7 protein-coding genes are annotated in these 21,855 nt (G+C 65.1%); 1 reads left to right on the plus strand and 6 read right to left on the minus strand.

The window, feature by feature from the left end; genetic code table 11:
* Positions 1-31: 31 nt before the first annotated feature.
* Complete coding sequence (locus tag J7E36_RS10500) at positions 32-1,255, minus strand: zinc-dependent alcohol dehydrogenase (RefSeq protein WP_215002543.1); 1,224 nt, start codon at positions 1,253-1,255, stop codon at positions 32-34.
* A 343-nt stretch (positions 1,256-1,598) separates the two neighbouring features.
* Positions 1,599-3,314 carry an ABC transporter ATP-binding protein/permease gene (locus tag J7E36_RS10505; RefSeq protein WP_215002545.1) on the minus strand — a complete coding sequence of 572 codons (1,716 nt, stop codon included), beginning with the start codon at positions 3,312-3,314 and terminating at the stop codon, positions 1,599-1,601.
* Positions 3,315-3,512: 198 nt separating this feature from the next.
* Here J7E36_RS10505 and fhuF point away from each other — a divergent pair, with 198 nt between their 5' ends.
* Positions 3,513-4,202, plus strand: a complete 690-nt coding sequence (fhuF, locus tag J7E36_RS10510) for a siderophore-iron reductase FhuF (protein ID WP_215002618.1) — start codon at positions 3,513-3,515, stop codon at positions 4,200-4,202.
* Here the strand turns inward: fhuF and J7E36_RS10515 are convergent.
* From J7E36_RS10515 to J7E36_RS25265, 4 genes are all read right to left on the minus strand, one after another.
* Positions 4,199-5,854 (minus strand): cyclic peptide export ABC transporter, encoded by a 1,656-nt coding sequence (locus tag J7E36_RS10515; protein WP_215002547.1) that lies wholly within the window; start codon positions 5,852-5,854, stop codon positions 4,199-4,201. The two genes, fhuF and J7E36_RS10515, sit on opposite strands and share 4 nt — an antisense overlap.
* A gap of 1 nt (position 5,855) precedes the next feature.
* A complete protein-coding gene (locus tag J7E36_RS10520) occupies positions 5,856-9,686 on the minus strand; it encodes a non-ribosomal peptide synthetase (RefSeq protein ID WP_215002550.1) in 3,831 nt (1,276 codons plus the stop codon).
* Positions 9,683-19,900 (minus strand): non-ribosomal peptide synthetase, encoded by a 10,218-nt coding sequence (locus J7E36_RS10525; RefSeq protein WP_215002551.1) that lies wholly within the window; start codon positions 19,898-19,900, stop codon positions 9,683-9,685. The genes J7E36_RS10520 and J7E36_RS10525 overlap by 4 nt, the downstream gene beginning before the upstream one ends.
* Before the next feature lie 94 nt (positions 19,901-19,994).
* Positions 19,995-21,855, minus strand: a 1,861-nt coding sequence (locus J7E36_RS25265) for a condensation domain-containing protein (protein ID WP_231286360.1), incomplete at its 5' end; no start/stop codon positions are given.

Below are 21,855 nucleotides of genomic sequence, written 5' to 3' on the forward strand. Positions count from 1 at the left end.
GCTCGCTCCCACAGGGGTTTCGTGACTGAGCTTAGGTGCCCTGCACCAGCGCCGGGCCGTCACCCTCCGGCACTGCAATGGCTGAGTCGCCCGGCGTGAGAATCACCTTGCGGCAATCCTCCTGCTTCTTGTCGAAGATCTTGTAGCCTTCGGCGGCCTGCTCCAGCGACATCCGATGGCTGATGATGACCTCGGGCGCGAGGCGGCCGGTCTCGATGTGGCCAAGCAGCTCGGGAAGGTAACGCTGCACGTGGGTCTGGCCCATCTTGAAGGTCAGGCCTTTGTCGAACGCATCGCCGAACAGGAAGCCGTGGATGAAGCCGGCATACACCCCCGGCACGCTCACCACACCGCCACGGCGGACGGCCGCGATGCACTGGCGCAAGGCCTTGCCGCTGCTGCCTTCAAGCTTGAGCGTGGCGAGCACCGTTTCGGTGGTGCTGCCTTTGGCTTCGAAGCCCACCGCATCGACCACGCCGTCGACACCGCGCATGCCTTTGGTCTGGCGAATGATCGTGTCGGCGGGGTCGTCGTCTTCATCGAAGTTGATCGGAATCACCCCATAGGTTTGTTGGGCGTAGGCCAGGCGATAGGGGTGGTGATCGACCATGAAGATCTGCTCGGCACCCAACATCCTCGCGCACGCGGCACTCAACAAGCCAACCGGGCCGGCGCCGTAGATCGCGATACTCGAGCCATTGCCGATCCCGGCATTGGTGACCGCTTGAAACGCGGTGGGCAAGATGTCCGAAAGGAACAACACCTTGTCGTCCGAAAGGGTTCCCGGCACTTTGAAAGGCCCGGTATTGGCCTTGGGCACCCGTACATATTCAGCTTGCCCACCGGGCACGCCGCCGTACAGGTGGCTGAAGCCGAACAGTGCAGCCCCTGGTGGGATGGATTTCTTGTTGAGGATCGCGCCGCGCCCGGTGTTGGTTGTTTCGCAGGCGGCGAACAAGTCCATCTGACAGAAAAAACAGCTGCCACAGGCGATCACGAACGGGATCACCACGCGGTCGCCGGGTTGAACGGCGGTCACGGCAGAACCAGCCTCTTCGACGATCCCCATGAACTCATGCCCGAAGATATCGCCATGCTCGACCGTGGGGATCTTGCCGCGATACAGGTGCAGGTCCGAGCCGCAGATGGCCGTTGCCGTGACGCGCAGGATGATGTCGTCGCTGTCCACCAGGACCGGGTCCGGGACCGTGTCGACCTTGACGCTGTGCGCGCCGTGATAAGTGAGTGCTCTCATGACGTCCTGCCTCTCTCTTTAGCGTGATGGTAAAGGGCAGAGGCGGGAGGCGGGATGGAAGTTCAGAGAGATCGCGAGGCACGGGGACTGATGGTCATTTTGGCGGCAGTGTGGATGTGTCGGCGTTATCGCGAGCAGGCTCGCTCCCACAGGGTTTTCGGGTGGCTTCAAGATCTGTGGGCAATGCAAATCCCAGGTGGGAGCGAGCCTGCTCGCGATGAAGATGGGTCAGCGTGCATCCCTGTCGGCTGTGCTGAGGTCTTCGCGGGCAAGCCCCACGCCCACCGAATACCTGAGGGCCTGTGTGGCTAAGTTCGTGCACTCGAATTAACGGTACAGGCCACTAGCTGATTGGCAGGGCCGTATGCCGGTTCTTGCGATGCACCCACTGGTCCTCGTCCCCGAGTTCGAGGACCTGCCAGTGAATGTGTTCCAGCGAGGTGTTGTGCCCGACACTGATCAGGATCGTCTCGGGCAGCGTCTGTTTGAGCAGTTGATAGCAGCGCAGTTCGTTGGCTGCGTCCAGCGCCGAGCTGCTCTCGTCGAGGAACAGCACGGTAGGCCGGGCCAACAGGGCGCGGACGAACGCACAGCGTTGTTGTTCGCCGACGCTGAGGGTCTGTGCCCAGTCGCGTTCCTGGTCCAATTGATCGCCCAGGTGTTGCAGGCCGACTTGTTCCATGGCCTTGCGCAGCGTCGCGTCCTCCTCGTTGCGGGGCGGGTTGGGGTACCAGAGCGCTTCGCGCAGGCTGCCCAACGGCAGATAGGGTTTTTGCGGCAGCGTCATTGCCCGTGCGCGGTCGTAACGACTGGATCCGCAGGCATGGGGCCAGAGCCCGGTGATCGTGCGGATCAGCGTCGATTTACCATAGCCCGAAGGCGCGCTGAGCATGAGGCTGTCACCGGGCTTGAGGGAAAGGCTGAAGCCTTTGAACAGTTGCCGACCGTTCGGCAGCCAGACGTCCAGGTCGTTGATGTCGAGACCGTCGGCCTGCTGCCCAAGCCGGACCTGAGAGGTGACCTCGACGTTATCCAGGCGCTCCTGGAAACCGTTCAATCGGTCAATCACCGACTTCCACTCCGATAGCTCTGGAAATACGCCGACCAGGTAGGCGATGGCCGCGTGCACTTCGCCGAACGCTGCGCTGATCTGCGTCAGGCGACCAAGGGGAAAGGCGCCGGCGAAGAACTGCGGCGCCATGATAAACATGGGGATCACCGTGGCGCTGCGCAGATAGAACGTCGAGTAGCCCATGATCAGCTTCTGTTTCTTCACCAGCGCCCAGAAATTCTCCAATGCCGCCTCCAGTCGCTGGTTGAAGCGTTCGTTCTCCACCACTTCACCGCCGTACTGAGCCACCGAGTCAGCGTTTTCCCGCAGACGGATCAGCGAGAAACGAAAGTCTGCTTCACGCCGCTGTTGCATGAAATTCAGGCTGGGCAGCGCGCGGCCCAGCCAGAACGCCAGGCCGGTGCCCAGCAGCGCATACACCAGCGCAATCCACACCAGCAGTCCCGGGATAACCACCGATTGGTCGTTGAAGGGCACGCTCACCAGGCTGGAGGCCTGCCAGAGGATATTCAGGAAAGAAAACAGCGACACCACCGACGTCAACAGCCCCAGGCTCAACTTGAGCGACTTGACGATAAACAGGTCGATGTCCTCGGCGATCCGCTGATCAGGGTTATCGACTTCGGTCTCGGTCAGTTTCAGCTTCTGGTAACGCTGGCTGCCGAGCCATTGGTCGAGCATGTTCCGGGTGGCCCAGCGACGCCAGCGCATGGTCAGCTTTTGCTGGAAGTGGAACGCGCCCACGGTAAAGGCCGCCGTGCCGGCCTGCAGCAGGATGAATTGCAGGCTGCCGATCAGGAAGCCCTGGTAATCCAGGGCCTGCAAGGCGTTATAGAAATGCAGGTTCCAGAAATTGTTGAGGATGTTGATGCCCACCAGGCACAGGGTCATCAGCACGGTGCCCAGCAGCAGCAACAGCGCCGGGTACTTTTCCTCGCTGACCCAGAAAGGCCGCGCGAGACGCCAGAAATTGCGGAGTGTGTGCATGTGGTCTTGGTGAGCCCGGTCGCTGACGACGTTGAGTTTACAGGGGAGGGAGGATAGGATCAGCCAATGCTAATCGTTTGCATTAATTAGGGAAAGACACGGGAGCCCGTTATCGAATTTCCAGAATGGCTGAACCAGGCGTGGCCGCCGATACAGCGGGTTATCCGGCCAGTGCCTGGCGACCAGCCTTCCATTGCGTTGAGCCGACTTGCCGACCCTGGCGGGCTGCAACCCTTGCTGGCCCGCTTCGCCCTGCGTTATCCAGGGGTGAATCGCGCAGCCGTGGTCTCGCAGTGGTCGATGAACTACATGAGCATCATCCTGCCGGCAACCCTGGCCTGTGTGCTGACCCGCCACTGCGCCATCGATTTCTGGGGCGAGGAAGCGACGCTGTTGCACGACGACGGCCAGCCCTCGGCACTGGGCCTGGCGGTCCGGATGCCGGCGTTGGGGCTGGACGAGCGTGCGGCCTACTGGTCGCGGCTGATCCACGAGCACCTGGCGCCGCTGTTCACCACCCTGGCCGGCGTTGGCGGCCTGGCACCGAAGATATTGTGGGGCAACATGGTTGCCATCTGGGACGGCGCCTTTGCCAGAATGGACCCGAACCTGTCCCGGGATGGATTCGCCGAGGCGCACCAGTGGCTGGAGCCGATCACGGTCAACGATGGACGCCTGAAGCTGCGCAGCCTGCAACGCATGGTCGAATCACCCGCGCCGCAGATCTGCCCGTGTTTGCCATTGCGTCGGCATTGCTGTCTGCATTACCAATTGCACCAAGCCGTCGAAGGCCAGCCGCCGGTGCTCTGCGAGTCCTGCCCCAAACTGCATCGCCTGCCCCTGGCGGAGCAGGTGAGCTACCTGCATTACATCTATGAAGACGGCTAAGCGTCTTGAGCGGACAGCATGGCCGGCGTTTGCGCGACGGTGTGAGGCGCTATCTCAGTGAGCTTGCCATGCTCGATGCGGATCAACCGGTCGGCCAGACCGAAGTAGGCATCGTCATGGGAAATGACGATCAGCAATTTACCGCGTTCGCGCAGGTCGGGCAGGATCCGGGTGTAGAAGAAATGTTTGAACACCGGGTCCTGGTCGGCCGCCCACTCGTCGAACAGATAGCACGGACGGTCGTCCAGATAGGCGCTGAGCAGCGCCAGGCGCTTGCGTTGCCCGGTGGACAGCGCCAGCGTCGTCAGCTTGCCTTCCTCGATGTGCACCTTGTGGTCCAGTTGCAATTGGATCAGGTAATCCTGTGCCTGTTTCACCAGGTGCGGATCGTCGCCATCGAACAGGTTTTCGAACAGGCAGAAGTCGGTGAAAATCGCCGAGAAGTGCTGGCGGTAATGGTGGTTGTCATTGCTTGACGAGACGTGTTCGTCGAGCACGATGTCACCGCTTTCCGGCCGGTAGAGGCCCGTCAGCAACAAGGCCAGGGTGGTCTTGCCACTGCCGTTGCCACCGGTGATGAACACCACCTCGCCGGCGGTCAACGTCAGGTCGATGGGCCCCAGGGTGAAATGCCCGTCCTCGCGCTCGCGGTAGTAGGTGTGGGTGACCTGTCGGCACACCAGGCTGCGCACGTGGGTCGGCGAGATCGTCTCGACGGTCTCGTCGCCGGCTTGCATCTCGCCTTCCAGGGCGCGGATCTTGTTCAGCGCGACGCTGGCCCGGCCCAGGGTCGGCAGGGCGTGCATCAGTTCCGACAGCGGCGTGATCATGTAGAGGATCGCCAGGATATAGCCGGTGACCAGGCTGGCACTCAGCTCGATGAAGTGCGGCGCGGCAAACAGCACCACGCCGATCAGCAGGTAGAACACCGCGTTGCCCCAGTTCAGCACGAGGGCGTAGATGCTCATGCCCCGCACGAAGTCCCGACGATATTGCTGGCTCACCGGTATCAGCAGGCGCGTGAAGAAGTGCTGCCGACGCGGATGGTTGAGTTGCAGCTCCTTGCTGCCGTCGGTGAGCAGGCGGTACTGGTCGAACAACTGATCCTTGAGTTCCCGGGCCCGGGTGATCGAGGTCAGTGCCCGGCGTTGCGGCCAGTTGAAACTGAGGCTGCCCAAGGCGATCAGCAACAGCGTCAGGCCGAGCAGCGGCATGCTCAGCCAACCCAGGTAGGCCAGGCAAGCAGCGATGATCCCGGCGTTGACCAGCAGGATCGGTACCAGCTCCACGGCCTGGCTGATGGTTTGCGTATCGTCGGTCAGCATCGCCAGCAGACGGTGCTTGCCCAGGCGTTGCAATTGCGCGTAGGGCGTATCGATCAGCTTGGCGCTCAGGTGCAGGCGCATGTCGTTGACGGCGGCCTGGCCCAGGCGCAGCAGGCTGACGTCGGAGATCACCCGCGACACCGCCACCAGCACCACCAGGCCGCCGAAGTACAGGCCGTCCGCCGGACGCAGTTGATCGAACACCGTCAGGCTGTGGTTGATGTTGGCGATCAGCCCGGCCGCCGCGAGGCCGCAGGTCAGGCCGGTGAGCGTCGCCACCAGCAGGGCGCGCCATGAGCGTTTAGCCATGAGTAACAACAGATCCATTTCAAACCGCTCCGTGTGTAGCCAAGGTCTCGAGACGCGCCGCCAACTGTTGATGCAGGGCGCGTTGTTCGAGGAGGGTAAGGTGCTGCGCCTGGATGACCTCGCGGGTCAGCGGCCCGCTGCTCAGGCGTTCCCACTGCGGGTCGACGAACTCAGCCTGGGCCAGGGTGTCGCTGGCCCACCAGACATGCACCGGGCAGCTCAGCTGCGCCGGCTTGAAGCTGGCGAGCAAGTGCTGCGTATGCTGCTGGTAGCGCAGCCGCGTTTGCACGTGTTCCCAACTGTCGCCGTCCAGTTGCAGGCCTTGCTGCCGGGCCCACTGCACCAGTTCCGGCAGGCGCGCTGCCGGGGGCAGGGCATTCAGTTGCGCGGTCAGTGCGGCCATGATTGGCGCGGGCAACTGACGCATCATTATCTGGCTGTCGGGGGTCAACGCTTGCGAGGCCGATTCCAGCAGCGCTTCGACGCTGTCTTCCGGCGCCTGATGCTGGTATTGCGAGTCGATGATACCGAGAAAGGCGACGTTCTCACCCTGGCTTTCCAGGCGCGCGGCAGCGGCAATTGCGAGCAACCCGCCGAGAGAGAAGCCCAGCAGGTGATACGGCCCATGGGGCTGCTGTTGGCGCAGATGCTCGACGTAGAACGCGGCGAGGCTTTCGATGTCGCCGTCCAGCGCGGTGCTGTCCTCGGCCAGATAGGCCGCCTGCAGTCCCCAGAGGTTCCAGGCTTGCAGGGGCGCCAACAGCGTGCGGTAGTCTTGCACGTGGCCGGTGGACGGGTGGAAGCAGAACAGGTTGTCGGCCTCGGCGTTGGGCGGTGACAGACTGACCAGCGGCGACAGCTTCAGCTCGGCCTGCACCAGTGCCGCAAAGGCCGAGACGCTGGGGGCGTTGAACACCGCATTGACCGTCACCGGGGCTGACAGTGCGCTCTGCAAGCGACTGGCAAGCGTCACCGCCGCCAGGGAGTGCCCGCCCAGTTCGAAGAAGTCATCGTCGATGCCCACCCGCTCCAGGCCGAGCACGTGCGCCCAGATGTCGGCGAGCAGAGCTTCCAGCGGCGTGCGCGGCAGGGCGCTGCCGACCGTGTCGAGGACTTTGTCCGCCCATTGCTGCAAGGTCTTGCGGTCGAGCTTGCCGTTACCCATCAGCGGCAACGCTTCGACGATCCGCAGGGTGGGCAGCATGTAGTCCGGTAAGCAATCCTGGGCCTGGCCGTGCAGCCGGGCCACGGAGGTCGAATGCCCGGGCGCCAGGGTCATGAACGCAAACAGTTGCTGGCCGAGTTCACCGCGGGAGATGCATTCCACCGCCGCCTGGGCCACACCGGGCAGGCCGGTCAGTTGAGCCTGTATCTCGTCGAGTTCCACGCGGAAACCGCGGATTTTCACCTGACGGTCCGCGCGGCCGGTGATTTCGAGGCTGCCGTCATGGAGATAGCGGGCCATGTCGCCGGTGCGATACAGGCGCTCACCGGGCAGTTGTGCCAGCTCGATAAAACGGCCGGCGCCTTGTGGCGCGTCCAGATAACCCCTTGCCAGTTGCGGGCCGGCGATGTACAGCTCGGCGTTTTGCCCAGGGGCGACCGGCATTTGCTGATCGTCGAGCAGGTACAGGCGCATGCCGTCGAGACGGTCGCTGAGGGGCAGGCGACGGTAGTCCTGGGCCGGTTCGACTTTGTGCATGGCCACCCCGACGGTGGTTTCGGTGGGGCCGTAGTGGTTGAAGATCGTCAGCGCCGGCGCAAGGGTGCGCAGGCTTTGCAGCAGACGCTGCGAGCCGCTTTCGCCACCGAGGATCAATTGTTTGCGTGGCAGTACAGCAGCGCTTTGGGCGTGGATCAACCAGGCATCGAGCAGCGACGGCACGACCTTCAAGTGATCGATCGGGTACTGCGCCTGCCACGCCGCCCAGGCCTGGGCGTCCATGGCGGTTTCCTTGTCCAGCAGGCGCAGTTCGCCGCCGCTGAGCAGCGCCGGGAACAGCAGAGTGTAGCCGAGGTCGGCGGCCAGCGAAGTGACCACCGCACTGCGCTCCCCAGCCACCAGGTGCAGGCGCCGGGAGACGCTGGTGACATAACTGCCAAGCTGCCGGTGTTCGACGATCACGCCTTTGGGCGTGCCGGTACTCCCCGAAGTGAACAGTACGTAGGCCGCGTCCCCGGGTTGGATGTCGGGAACCGGTGCGCTCGTTGGCCCTTGCTGCCAAACCGCTGCATCGCGCAGATCGAGGCTGTCGATACCGGGCAGGGCCGGTGCGCTGCCTGCCGCGCCGCTGAGGATGAAGGCCGGTTGCGCCTGTTGCAGAATCGCCAGGGAGCGTTGCGCCGGCTGCTGCACGTCCAGCGGAATAAACGCCGCACCGCTCTTGAGCACGGCGAGCATGGCCAGCACCATCTGCGTCGAGCGATCCAGGTACAACGCCACGCGATCTTCGCGGCCAACGCCCTGGGCACGCAGGTAATGCGCCAGTTGATTGCTGCGCGCGTCCAGTTCGGCGTAGCTCAGTTGCCCGTGACGATCGCGCAGGGCCAGTTGCCCGGGGTACTGTGCGGCGCACTCGCTGAAGCGTGCCGGCACACTGGCAAATGGCGGAAGAACCTCGAGCGGGGGCCGCAGCGCCGCCAGCGTGGTGGTGAAGCTCGGCGCCTCCACCGACAGCGCCGACAGTGGCTTGCCTGGGTGGGCGAGCGCATCGAGCAGCAGCGACTGGAGTTGCTCCAGCAGCGTCGCGGCGGCTTGCTCGCTGTAGCGGCTCGGCCAGTGACACAGATTCAGGCGGTAGCCGCCGTTGATGGTTTCGGCGACCAGCAGCAGTTCGATGCCTGACGCAATGGCCTGGATGTCCAGTACGCGGAGCGTCGATGCACTGCTGCCCAATACACCGAGCCGATCAGGCAGGCGTGCACCCCATTGGAAGCCATAGAGCGACGCCGTGAGTGGCTGCGCACTGCTGACGCCGCTGTATTCCTGCCACTCGGTGGCCACTTCGCAGAGCGTCTGCACATTCGCCAATGCCTGGTCGAAAGGGCTGTCGGGCGCCGGTTGCCAGCGCAAGGGCAGGGGCTTGGCGAACAGCCCCCAGCAGTCGGCGAGTTCTTCGTAGTCGTCGCGGCAATCGTGGACCCAATTCAAGGTCAGCGCCGGGCTGTCACCGGTACTCAAGCGTTGCAACAGTACGCCCCAGGCGGTCATCAGCAGCTGTTGCGGTGATGCGTTGTGGCCAGCGCAGAAACCATCCAGCGCCATGCTCAACTGCGGGCTGGCGATCAGGCGGGTGGTCACCGGGGCATCGGAGCGGTCGGTGCGCACCTGGCGGTAGAGCAATTCGCTGGCAGCCGGTTCGTCCAGCGCCTGGGTGGCCCAGAAGCGCCGGCCATGCTCGGCGTCTTCATCGGCCTGCAACTCGTAGAGCCAGGCGCTGTATTGGGTGTAGGTCATGGCTTCGTCGTCGAATGCCGGTGCCTGCGCCGATCCCAGTGCCTGTGCCAGGCGCAGCAAAGTGCCGCGATCCGCGCTGAGGGCCGGCAGTTGCAGCGTCACCCGGTGCCGGTCGGCATCCACCGATTGCACCTCGACGCTGATCGCTTCAGTTGCGGTGACGGCGGATTCAACCACCTGCAACGGCACCAGCAACCCCGGCTCAGGCCGTACACGCAAGCGCAGGGCCTCGTGACAAGCACTCAAGGCGGCGAGCCGTTGCTGCACGCGCTCCAACGCCAACGCACCGTGGATTTCCAGTTCCAGGCGCACCGGCGGCAACCCGCCCAGCCACTGGCTGCGCTGTTGAGGCGAGAGGGCGAAAGCCTCTTCACGCTTTTCACAAGCCGTCATGCCAGCACCTCCGAAACCTTCTGCGGCTGTGCTTCGGGTAGATGCCCGGTCAGTTGTTCACGACGCATCATCTGGCCCATGGCGACACAGATCTTGCGCTCGCCTTCAAACGGATCTCGGGCGTGGGCCACCAGCATGTTGTCGAGCATCACCATGTCACCCTTTTGCCAGGTAAACCGCACGGCGCAGTCTTCGTACGCCGCACCGATCACCTCCATCACCGCGTCTTCGATCACGCTGCCGTCGCCGTAATACACATTGCGCGGCAGGTTTTCCGGGCCGAACAGGCTGATCAGATTGCTCCGCACTTCCGGCTCCAGGCAGGCGGTGTGGTGCAGTTGTACCTGATTGAAGAACGACAGCTCCCCCGTTTCAGGGTGTTCAACGATGGCCGGGCAGTGTTGGGCGATGCGCAGGTTATCGACCCCCAGCCATTCCCAGCGCATGCCCGACGCCAGGCATTGGCGTTCGACTTCCTCGCGCTGTTGGGTCTTGAAGAAGTCCTGCCAGCGCACGTCCAGCTTGTCGGTGAAGTGGCGCACATAAAGCAGGCCCCGGGTTTTCAGGCGGGCAACGATGTCCTCCGGCAAGCGCGCCAGCACCTGCCGGCAATCCACGATCGGTGTGCAGCCGCCCACGGGGGACGGTGTTTCGCAATAGAACCATTGCTTGCGTGGCCACTGCGGCAGGTGCGAGCTCTCGTTGTGGAAGAGAATCATGTGCTGTTCCGGGTACGGTGTGGAGTGGTAGATGTTCTTGCCGGAGGTGTTCTTCGGCAGGTCACCGTAAGTCCCATAGAGGTCCGGTTCGATGGCCTGGGCGAACTGTTCGAAAGCGGCGGCGTCCGGCAGGTTGAAACCTCGGAACAGCAGGCCACCGTGGGTGCGCAACTGGGTGTTGATCCACTCGCGGGCTTGCAGCGCCCAGTGCACCGGATCGAGGTCGCCGAGCAACGGCTCGATCACCAGCGGCAAGGGCTGCCCGGCAATCAGGCTGCGGCAGCGCACCTGCTCGTGGGCCAACTGGCTGACGGCGGTGGCGCGGGTCTGCTTGAGCTTGCTCAGCTTGGACAGCTTGCGAGCACTGCGGGCCGTGGCGTCGTCGGCTGGCGAATCAGGCGCAGCAGGCGCAGCAGGCGCTGCGCTGCCATGAGTTTTTTCGAGACGCCAGGACCAGTTGTCCAGCGCCTGCCCGGAGGCCGCGGCAATCTGCTCGATCAGGCTTTCGAAGCCCTGCTCAAGGCGCTTGATGGTCGCCTCCAGCAATACGCTGGTGCGGTACACCCAACGCACGTTCAAACCCTGTTCTTCGTCCTCTTCGACAAACACGGCGAGGTCGAACTTGCTGCTCTCCTGGCGTGGCACCAGGTGTTCCACCGCCAGGTCCGGCAGGCTGGCGTTGCCGCTCGGTGTGTTCTGCATGACGAACAGCACCTGAACCAGCGGGTTCACCCCCGGCGTGCGCGGCGGTTGCAGTTCCTCCACCAGCTTGTCGAACGGCACTTGCTGGTGCTGGAAGGCCGACAGGCAATCGTCCCGCAAACGTTGCAGGCGGGCGTCGAAGGGTTCGCCTTCGGTCAGGCGCGCGCGGATCGGCAGCACGTTGACGAAGAAACCGATCAGGTGCTCCAGGGCCGGGTGTTCGCGGTTGGCCAGGTCGGTGCCGACGATAAAGTCGTTCGCGCCGGTGGCCCGCTGCATCAGGCTGTTGAAGGCGTTGAGCAGAACCATGAACAGCGTCGCGCGTTGCTGCTGCGCATAAGCCTTGAGCACCTGCGTTTGAGCCACGCTGAACCGTTGCTCCAAAGCCGCGCCCTGATAGTCGGGTCGCGCCGGGCGCGGGCGATCAAGCGGCAGCGGGATCAGCGTCGGTGCGCCGTCGAGCTGGCGACGCCAGTAGTCGATGGCCCGTGCCAACAGGCGCTGTTGCGCCTCGCTGCGTTGCCAGCAGGCATAGTCGGCGTACTGGATCGGCAACCGCGGCAGGGTCGGCGTCGACCCGCGGGTGTAGGCCTGATAGCCGGTGATCAACTCCTGCACCAGGATGCCCATGGACCAGGCGTCGGTGGCGATGTGGTGCAGCACCAGTTGCAGCACGTGATCATCGGTGCCCAGGCGCAACAGGTTGGCGCGCAGCATCGGCGCCTGTTGCAAGTCGAACGGGGTGCGGGCCTGTGCATCGATCAGGCGTTGCAGGGTGTCTGCCTGCTGCTCGCCGGCCAACTGACCCAGCTCGGTTGGCGTCAGGTCGACCCGCGGTGCCGGGCTGATGACTTGGCAGGGCTGGTCACCGTTGAGGTGGAAGGTGGTGCGCAGCGCTTCATGACGCTCCAGCACCGCCTGTACCGCCGCTTGCAGCGCCGGGATGTCGAGGGTCCCGCGCAACCTCACCACGCTACTCATGTTGTAGGCGGCGCTCGGGCCTTCGAAGCGATCGAGGAACCACAGCCGTTGCTGGGCATAGGACAACGGCAGCGGCAGGTTGCGCGGCGCCAGGGCTATTTCGCTGTCATCGTCGTGCTCGACCTGGGCGGCGCGCTGGCGATCAACCGCTTCGGCCAGTTGTTCCAGGGTGCGGCGTTCGAACAGCGTACGTAGCGGCAGGTTCACGTCCAGGCGTCGACGCATCCGCGACAGCACCTGGGTTGCCAGCAGCGAGTGACCGCCGATGGCGAAGAAGTCGTCGTGCACACCGACGGTGTCCAGGCCGAGAATTTCTTGCCAGAGTTCGGCCAGGACTTTTTCGGTTTCGGTGCGCGGCGCCACGCACAGCTCCTCGGCGGTCCCGGCCTGAGGCACGCCTTGACCGGCGAGGGCACGGCGGTCGACCTTGCCGTTGGCGTTCAGCGGCAAATGCTCAAGGGCCTGCCAGCGGGCCGGGACCATGTAGCTCGCCAGTTGCGCGCCCAGGTAAGCGCTCAACAGCTGCTGTGCGGATTCGCCACCCAGCTCGGCAGCACTGTCGAGCACGTACCAGGCGACCAGTTGCAAGGCACCCCGGGCGTCCGGCAGCGCCAGTACCGCTGCGCTGTCCACCGCCGGGTGTTGCATCAGGCGGTTTTCGATCTCGCCCAGCTCGATACGGTGGCCGCGGATCTTCACTTGCTGGTCGCGACGGCCGAGGTATTCGATCACCCCGTCGGCGCGCATCCGGCCGATGTCGCCGCTGCGGTACAGCCGTGCATTCGCCTGGAACGGGTGCGGAACAAAGGCTTCGCGGGTGCGTTGCGGGTCGCGCAGGTAACCGCGACCCACCCCGACCCCACCGATGCACAACTCACCGGGCACGCCGATGGGCACCAGGCGCAGGTCCGAATCGAGGACGAACACCTGATTATTGGCGGTGGGCTTGCCGATGGGCATGTGCAGGCAGTCGTCGACCGGGGCCTCGGTGATCGGGTGGAAAGCAACGTCGTCCGAGCACTCGGCCGGGCCGTAGGCATTCATCAATGGAATCGTCGGGAAGCGCGCGAACCAGTCCCGCACCAGGGCCGGTGGCAGCGCCTCGCCGGTGGGCAGCAGCCAGCGCAGGCTCGCCAGGCGGTGGTGCGCCTGGCTTTCCTGGAGCATGCCGCGAATCAGCGCCGGCACGGTTTCCAGCAGCGTCAGCGCCTGGTCCTGGACGGCGTCGAGCAGGGCCACCGGGTCGTGGGCCTGGGCATCGGGGAGAATGTGCACGGTGGCGCCGAACAGCGGCGCGGCAAGGAACTGCCACACGCAGATGTCGAACGCCGCCGACGCCGTCTGGGCAATCCGATCGTGCTCGCCCAGGCCCAGGCTCGGCACCTTGCCGAACATGTTGTTGAGCATCCCGCGTTGTTCGACCAGCACCCCTTTCGGCGTGCCGGTGGACCCCGAGGTGAAGATCACGTAGGCCAGTTGGTCAGGATTGTGCGAGTACGTGACCGGCGGCTGTTCGCTGCCTTGCCAGAGCGCCTGGGCGATCAGGCAAGTGGGCTGCTGGCGCATTTGAGGCAGAACGTTGTCCAGTGCTGCCGTGGCGCTGTCGCACACCAGCAGCAGCGGCGCTTCGCCGAGGTTCAGCAGTTCCGCCAGGCGCGCGGGCGGTTGCTGGATGTCCAGCGCCTGGAACGCGGCGCCGACCTTGAGCGTGGCGATCATCATCGTCAGCAAGGCCAGGCCACGTTCGGCAAACAGCGCCACCAGGGTTTCCGGACCAGCGCCAGCGCCTTGCAGGGCATGGGCGACGGCGTTGGCGCGGCGGTCCAGTTCGGCGTAGGTCAGCGATTGATCCTGGCAGACGGTCGCGATGTGCTGTGGGCGACGGCGCACCTGATCGGCGAACAGCGCCGCGTAGCCACGCTCCAGCGGGAAGTCGACGGCACTGCGGTTGCACTCGACCTGCAACTGCCGACGCTCCGCTTCGGTAAGCATGTGCAGGCTGCCCAGCGGTGCTTGCGGTTGATCGAGCATGCTCGACAGCAACTGCACCAGGTGGCCGAGCATGCGTTGCACGGTGTCGGTGTGAAAGCGCTGGCTGTCATAGGACAGGCGGATGCCCAGGCGGTCGCCAGGGTACAGCACCACGGTCATCGGGAAGTTGGTGTGCACGCGGTCTTCATAGATGTCGATGCTGAAGGCGTCCAGTTGCACGCTGCTGATGTCCAGTGGCGCGTTCTCGAACACCACCAGGCTGTCGAACAGTTGCTGGCCGCGCGGCACTTCGCTGCAACGCTGGATGTCCACCAGCGACGCGCTTTCGTGCTCGCGCAATTGCGCATTGTGGGACAGCAGCGCCTGCAACCATTCGGCGACCGGCGCCTCGGGGTCGACATCGATACGCAGCGGCAGGCTGTTGATGAACAGTCCGACCATTTCCTCGACGCCGGCCAGGTCGGTCGGGCGACCGGCCACGGTGACGCCGAACAACACGTCGCGGTTGCCGCTGTAGCGCGACAACAACAACGCCCAGGCGCCTTGAATCCAGGTGTTGGGCGTCAGTTGGTATTGCTGGCACAGCTGCTGCAACCGCTGGGTCTGGGCGATGCTCAGGGTCTGGTCGAAGTCGCCAACCTGCTCCGGCGCCTGCGCGGGACGGGCCACGGGGCCGCCCACATGCAGTGGCGTCGGCTCGCTGAAACCGGCCATCTGCGCCTGCCAGAAAGCGTGCGCAGCCGCCATGTCATGACGTTCCAACCAACTCATGTAGCTGCGGAAGGAACGAAAGCGCGGACGGGCCACCGGTTCCTCGCGCACGATGGCCTGGTAGATCGCCAGCAGGTCTTCCATCAGCAGGCCGAAGCACCAGGCGTCGGTGAGGATATGGTGGAAACTGCGCACCACGGCGAAGCGTCGCTCATCGAGCTGGAATACCCGCAGGTGGGTCAGCGGCGCGCGGGCCATGGCGAAACCTTCCAGGCGTTGCGCCTCCAGGGCCTGGTCCATCGCCAGCCGCTGCTGGTCGGCGTCGAGATGGCGCAGGTCCTGCCAGTCGAATGCCCGATGAGTCTGCCGGTAGACGCATTGCAGCGGCTCATGGTCGTCCTGCCACCAGAACGCGGTGCGCATCATCGGGTGCCGTTGCAGGAACACCTGCCAGGCCGCTTCCATGGCCGGGCGTTGCAATACGCCGTCCCAGCTGTAGCGTTGCTGCATCAGGTAGATGCCGCTGTGGGGTTGCAGCAGGGTGTGCAGCAGCATGCCCTGTTGCATGGACGACAGCGGGTAGACGTCTTCGATGTTCGACCAATCCAGAGGCTCGGCCGCCAGGGTCGCCGCTTGCTTGTGGCACAGCGCGAAGGCCTGGCTGGCGGGGCGCAGGTTGGTGGCGGTGACCAACCCGGCAAGCTCGCCCAGGCGGTGCATGAGCTGTGGCGCCCAACTCGCGGCGAGGGCGCCCTGGTTGCGGACATGCAGGCATCCGTCCTGCCACCAGGCGTCGAGTGTCAGCGGGCAGGTCGAAGCCATCAACGGGTTCGCCGCTTCGACCTGGGCGAGGAGGCCGTGCGCTTCGCGATGGCTGTCGAGGTTGCCCAGCCAGCGAATGGCGACCGCGGCCGCCGGCAGATCGCGCAGGGGCTCTTGCAGGTAAGTGTTGTCCGACAGGTAGCGCAAGGCGCCGTAGTCGACGCCATGTTGCGGGTAGGCGCGCATCTGCGCGACCACTGCCTGCACCCGTTGCAGCAGGTTGTCGCCTTCGGGCTGGAGAAAGTACGGCACTGCCAGATCCAGCGGCCCGAGAATGCATGCCGGCTCGAGATCGGCCATGGCCATCGGTGCATTGACCGGCAAGCGCTCGGTGACGGGGCGCACGCCTTGTACGCTCAGTGCGATCAGGCCGTCGCCGCGCAGCTCACGGCACTGTTCGACCACGGCAGCGGCCAACAGGTTGCTCCAATCCACCTGCAACACCTCGGCCACGCGTTGGAGTTCGTCGCAGGTGGCGGCCGGCAGTGTCTGTTCGATCACGCTGGCGGGCTGTTCGCTGCCCGGCAGTTGCAGTGGCTCCACGCCGGCGTATTGCAGCCAGTGCTCCCAGGCATCGTCCAGGGCATCGCTTTGTGCGTGTGTCTGCTGATGGCGCGTCCACTGGCTGAAATCGCCGCCGGTATAGGACAGGCGCACCGGCCGTTGATATTTCAGTTGCGCCAACGCCAGGTTGAGGTCGGTGAGCAGCAGCGACCACGACGCCTCGTCCACACACAAGGGGTGAGCGGCCAGCAACAGCGACGGCTTGCCTGCCAGGTCGAGCAGGCGGGCGTGCAGGGTTTGTCCGGCGTCCAGTTCAAGCGCGTCGACACCGGCCTGGGCCAGGGCCTGCAACTGTGCCGGGTCGCACGCCGCCAGCGTCTCGCGGGTGATGACCGGGGCCTTGGCCGAGCCCAGTACCCGTTGCTGCCATTCACCTTCCGGCAACGCTTTGAGTGCCAGGCGCAAGGCTTGGTGGTGTTGCTGCAAGGCTGTGATCGCCTGGCCCAGCAGGTCGCTGTCGATGGCCTGGGCGAGCGCCACGCAGCGCCAGGTGGCGTCGAGCGGGCCCTGTTGCAGGCGCGCCCATTGGCCCGCTCCCAGCGGCAACTCGTAGCCATCGGCAAGGTTTTGCGCCATCCCCTGGCTGGCATCGGCACCCAGGACCCGGGCGATATCGGCGATGGTGCGGTTCTCGAACAATTGCCGAGGGGTGAGCTTCAGCCCCTGCTGGTTGGCGCGGGCGATGATCTGCAAGTTGATGATCGAGTCGCCGCCCAGGGCGAAGAAGTTGTCGTGCACGCCGACCCGCTCAAGCTTGAGGACGTCCTGCCAGATCTCGGCCAGCAGCGCTTCGACTTCATTGCGCGGGGCGACGTGGCTGGCCCTGTCATCGGTGGGTTTTTGCGGTGTTGGCAGGCGCTGGACGTCGACCTTGCCGTTGCGGGTGAGGGGCAATTCATCGAGGGTGATGAAGTGCGCCGGCACCATGTAGTCAGGCACGCGGGCACTGAGGTCGTTGCGCAGCTTGACGGGGGAAATCGATTGGCTGGCGACCAGCCAGGCCACCAGCCTGGGGCTGCCGTCCAGTTCCACGACGCGCACCAGGGCCTGCTCGATCAGCGGTGACAGGCGCTTGATCTGCGCCTCGACTTCGCCCAGCTCCAGGCGATTGCCACGGATCTTCACCTGACTGTCGACGCGGCCGAGGAACGCCACTTGGCCGTCCACTTGCCAACGCACGCGGTCGCCGGTGCGGTACCAGCGTTGTTGGTCGGCATCGAGATGAAAGCGTTCGGCGGTGAGGTCGTCCCGGTGCAAGTAACCCCGAGCGAGGGCGCCGCTGATCAGCAGCTCGCCGCTGACTCCGGTGGCCGCCAGGCGACCGTTGCCATCGACCACGCGCAGTTGGCGGTTCGGCAACGGCCGGCCGAGGGCGATACTGCGCAGGCCCGCAGGCAGCTCGGTGGCAATTGCACCCACCGTCGCTTCGCTCGGGCCATAGTGGTTGAACACCTTCAGGCCTGGCGCCAGGCGGTTGACCTGCGCCAGCAGTGCCGGGCTGAGGGCCTCGCCTCCGAAGACCAACAGCGCCCGGGGCAGCAGGCGTGCATCGGGCAGCGCCTGCAGCAGGCCGGCGAGATGGCTTGGGGTGATTTTCAGCACATCCACCGGGTGCCGGTCGAAGAGTTCGGCCAGTGCCAGCGGACTGAAACCGCTGTCTTCGTCTACCAGCAACAGGCTGGCGCCGCTGCACAGCGCACCGAACAGTTGGGTGTGGCCGAGATCGGCGGCAATGCTGGACAGCAAGCCGTACCGGGCTGCCGACGGCGGGTTGAGGACGGCTTGCACCGCTGTCAGGTAGTCGACGATGGACCGGTGCTCGACCACCACGCCCTTGGGCGTGCCGGTGGAGCCCGAGGTGTAGATCACGTAGGCCGCATCGGTCGGGCTGTGGGGCACGGCGGGTGACGTGTCCGGTTGGGCGGCGATGGCTTGCGCCTGTTCCGCCAGCCACAGTGCCGGGGTTTGCTCGGCCAGGCCCCTGAGCAGCGACGAAGGCGTGGCGCCGATCAGCAGGGCGGCGCGGCTGTCCACCAGCACATCGATCAGGCGCCCGGAAGGCTGCTTGATATCCAACGGCAGATACGCCGCGCCGGCCTTGAGGGTGGCGAGCAGGGCAATGACGAATTCGGCGCTGCGTTCCAAGGCCAGGGCGACCACGCTGCCATGGCCGATGCCCTGGGCGCGCAGATACTGGCTGAGGCGGTTGGCCTGCTGGTCCAGCTCACGGTAGGTCAGCGCGACCTGGCGATCGTGTACCGCCAGTTGCTCGGGGTGCGCGGTCACCTGTTGTTCGAAACACTGGTGCAGACACGTCTGGGGGACCGGCAGTTGCGCACCAAGACCCTGCACCAGCAGTTGCTGGCGTTCTTGCGCGCTCAACCATTCGAGTTCGTTGACCCGGCACTGCGCCTGCGCCGTCATCGCCAGCAGGATCGCGCGCAGTTGCGCGGACAACACCGCCACTTCGGCATCGCTGAAGCGGCTGCGGTCGTAGCTGATCAGGTAGTGCAACTGTTGGTCCGGCATCACGATCAGCGACAGCGGGAAGTGGTTGCGGCCCTGGGTCAGGGTGATGCCGTCGGCCTGTTGCTCGCTGGAAGGGGCGTGAAAACTCAGGCCGCCGGTGTCCTGGTTCAGCGCGTCGGTGACCGGGAAATTTTCGAACACCAGAATCGAATCGAACAGCGCCTGTTCAGCGGCAATCCGCGTCATTGCCTTGAGTTTGCCCAGGGGCAGGTAGGCGTGATGGCGCAGGTCGCTGTTGGCGTGCTGCAACTGCTGCAACCAGTCCACCAGCTTCGGGCTCTCGGCCCACTGCACGCGCAGCGGCAGGGTGTTGATGAACAGTCCGACGGTGCCGTCGACCGCCGCGAGGTTCTCCGGGCGGCCGGCGACGGTGACGCCGTAGACCACCTCGTCACGCCCGGCGTGCTGACCGAGCAACAACGCCCAGGCGCCCTGGATCAAGGTGTTGAGGGTCAAGTCGTGGCGGCGGGCGAACTGCGACAGTTGCTCGGTTTCGCTGGCATCCAGCCGGCTTTCCCGCTCGGCGAAAGGTGCGCCCGAAGGCGCCGCCTCGCGCACGGCAAAGTTGGGCAGCGGGGTCGGTTCGCTCAGGTCCTGCAATTGGTCGCGCCAGAAGCTTTCGGTGACGGCCATGTCCTGCTCTGCCAGCCAGGCGATGTAGTCGCGGTAGGGTCGGGTCGGTGCCAGGTTGGCCGGGCGGCCATGGGCCTGCTCGTAGTAGAGCGCCAGCCATTCCTGCACCGCGATGCCGACGCTCCAGCCGTCCATGAGGATGTGATGGAAGGTCCAGATCAAGTGCCAGCGCTCGGGTGCCAGGCGTACCAGGCACACGCGCATCAGCGGCGACTCGTTCAGCTCCAGGGGTTGGGCGCGTTGCTCCAGGCCGAGTTGCTCCAGGTCGGCTTGCGGCTCGGCGCGGTCCTGCCAGTCGAGTTCGGTCAGGGGCAGGTCGACATCTTGTTGCACCACCTGATAGGCATCGTCCAGTTCCTCCCAGAGAAATGCGCTGCGCAACACCGCGTGACGCTGCATCAGCGCCTGCCAGGCCCCGCGAAAGGCATTCAGTTGCAGCGGGCCACGCATTTCCAGGCTCAGTTGCTGGTAATACACCCGCGATTGCGGTTCATAGACGCTGTGAAACAACAGGCCGTGCTGGGTCGGCGAGAGGGAGTAGATGTCTTCGATGTCGTTCATGCTGGCTTGATCCATTTCAAAGGCTTGAAAACAGTGAGCGTCGGTTCTGGCGCCCCGCAGTGGTCAGGCGATGACCACGCGGGCGCTGCGCGACTCACTGGCTTTGGGAGTTCGGTTTGGTCTTGAGCTTGCCCAGCAGCTTGTCCAGGGACTTCTGGTTCAGCGCCTTGGCGAGCGGGAAGTCCGAGGGCATCAGCGCGCCGGCCTGGGGATCGAGGCAGTGTTCGACCAGCGCTTGCAGGTGCTCCAGCAGGCGAGCGGGCAAGCGGCCGTCGGCCTGCGGCGTGACGCTGTGCCATTCGACACGCAACACGCCGTCCTCCAGCCACGCCACCACTTCACGGGCGTGGGTCACCCGGTTCGCCGGCGACACCTCCGGCGGCGGCGTGAGGCTGCTGGCGCGCAACCAGCCTTCGGGCGTCTGCTCATGCCCGAGGTAGTTGAACAGCACATCGCCGTGGCTGGCCGGCAGTTGAGCGCGTTGACGCAGCAAGCCGTAGCCAAGCCCCTGGCCCGGTACTGCGCGCAAGGCTTCCTTGGCGTTGCGTACCTGATCGCCACGGGCCCCGCTGGCGCTGACGCGCAGCGGGAACAACGTGGTGAACCAGCCGACGGTGCGGCTGACGTCCAGGCCGGCGAAAGGTGCATCGCGACCATGACGCTCCAGGTCGACGACGATGTCGCTGTGGCCTTCGGCTTCCGCCAGGGTTGCGGCAAGGGCGGCGATCAGCAGTTCTTCCGGTTGCGTGCGGTAGGCCCCGTGGGACTCGGTCAGCCATTGGTGGGTGCGGGTGGCGTCCCAACGGGCCGCCAGGGTCCGGCGCTCGGCCAGCGTGGCAACAGGCGGACGGTTCGCGCTGATCTGGGTGTTCCAGTAGCGTTGTTCGCCCGCGACCTTGGGAGCATGGGCGTGCAGGTGCTCGGCCCATTGACGGTAGGACGTGGTTTTCGCCGGCAACGTCGGCTGTTCGCCACGCTCCAGTCCTGCATACAGCTGCTGGAAATCCTCCAGCAGTGGCGTCCAGGACACCGCGTCCACCACCAGGTGATGGGCTGCCAGGTACAGGCGCTGGGGTTCACCTTCGAGCAGGGCGGCGGCAAACAGTGGACCGTGTTGCAGGTCCAGGCTTTGCGCGACCTGCAGCAGTTGGTCCGGGTGGTCGCAGCAGGTCAGTTGCGCAGGGGCGACGGGGGCGATCTGCGCCTGCCACTGTCCGTCGACCTCGGCGAATCGCAAGCGCAAGGCGTCGTGGTGAGCGACCAGCCGATCCAAGGTCGCCTGCACAATGGCTGGCTCAAGGCGCCGATCGCTGTCGGCCAGCACGGACTGGTTCCAGTGCGCGGCCTGGGGTTGCTGCTGATCGAGGAACCACTGGTGCAGGGGCATCAACGGCATCGCACCGCTGACTTCACTTTGTTCGGCCTGGGTCAGCAGGGCCGTGGTCACCTGGGCCAGCGCCGCCGGGGTCGGCGAGCGGAACAGGTCCCGTGGCGTCAGCGAGTAGCCTTGCTCGCGCAGGCGTGAGATCAGCTTCAGGCCGAGAATTGAATCACCGCCCAAGGCAAAGAAACTGTCCGTGGTGCCGACCTCGCGCCCGCCGGTCAGGCTTTCACCGAGCAGTTCCCCGAACAACTGGCACAGCAGGCTTTCCAGCGCATTGCGCGGTGCGGCGTAGTCCCTCCGGGTTTGCGGCAAGGGCAAGGCCGCGAGGGCCTTGCGGTCGATCTTGCCGTTGCTGTTCAGCGGCAGCGTGGGGACGTGGACCCACACCGCCGGCACCATGTAGGCCGGCAGCTCGGCAGCGAGCAGGGTGTCGAGGCCCGATTGCGCTGCGCTGCTGCTGTAGAACGCCACCAAGCGGTTATCCAATACCAAGGTGCAGGCTGCGGTGATTGCCGGCAGGTTCAGCACGGCCGCGTCGATTTCACCCAGTTCGATGCGCTGGCCGCGCAAC

Origin of the sequence: Pseudomonas fluorescens, from assembly GCF_018614775.1 — a bacterium.
Classification (GTDB): domain Bacteria; phylum Pseudomonadota; class Gammaproteobacteria; order Pseudomonadales; family Pseudomonadaceae; genus Aquipseudomonas; species Aquipseudomonas fluorescens_BY.

Coding starts and splice junctions, on each gene's coding strand:
- J7E36_RS10500 (WP_215002543.1), bottom strand. CDS start 1,255: ATGAGAGCACTCACTTATCACGGCGCGCACAGCGTCAAGGTCGACACG.
- J7E36_RS10505 (WP_215002545.1), bottom strand. CDS start 3,314: ATGCACACACTCCGCAATTTCTGGCGTCTCGCGCGGCCTTTCTGGGTC.
- J7E36_RS10515 (WP_215002547.1), bottom strand. CDS start 5,854: ATGGATCTGTTGTTACTCATGGCTAAACGCTCATGGCGCGCCCTGCTG.
- J7E36_RS10520 (WP_215002550.1), bottom strand. CDS start 9,686: ATGACGGCTTGTGAAAAGCGTGAAGAGGCTTTCGCCCTCTCGCCTCAA.
- J7E36_RS10525 (WP_215002551.1), bottom strand. CDS start 19,900: ATGAACGACATCGAAGACATCTACTCCCTCTCGCCGACCCAGCACGGC.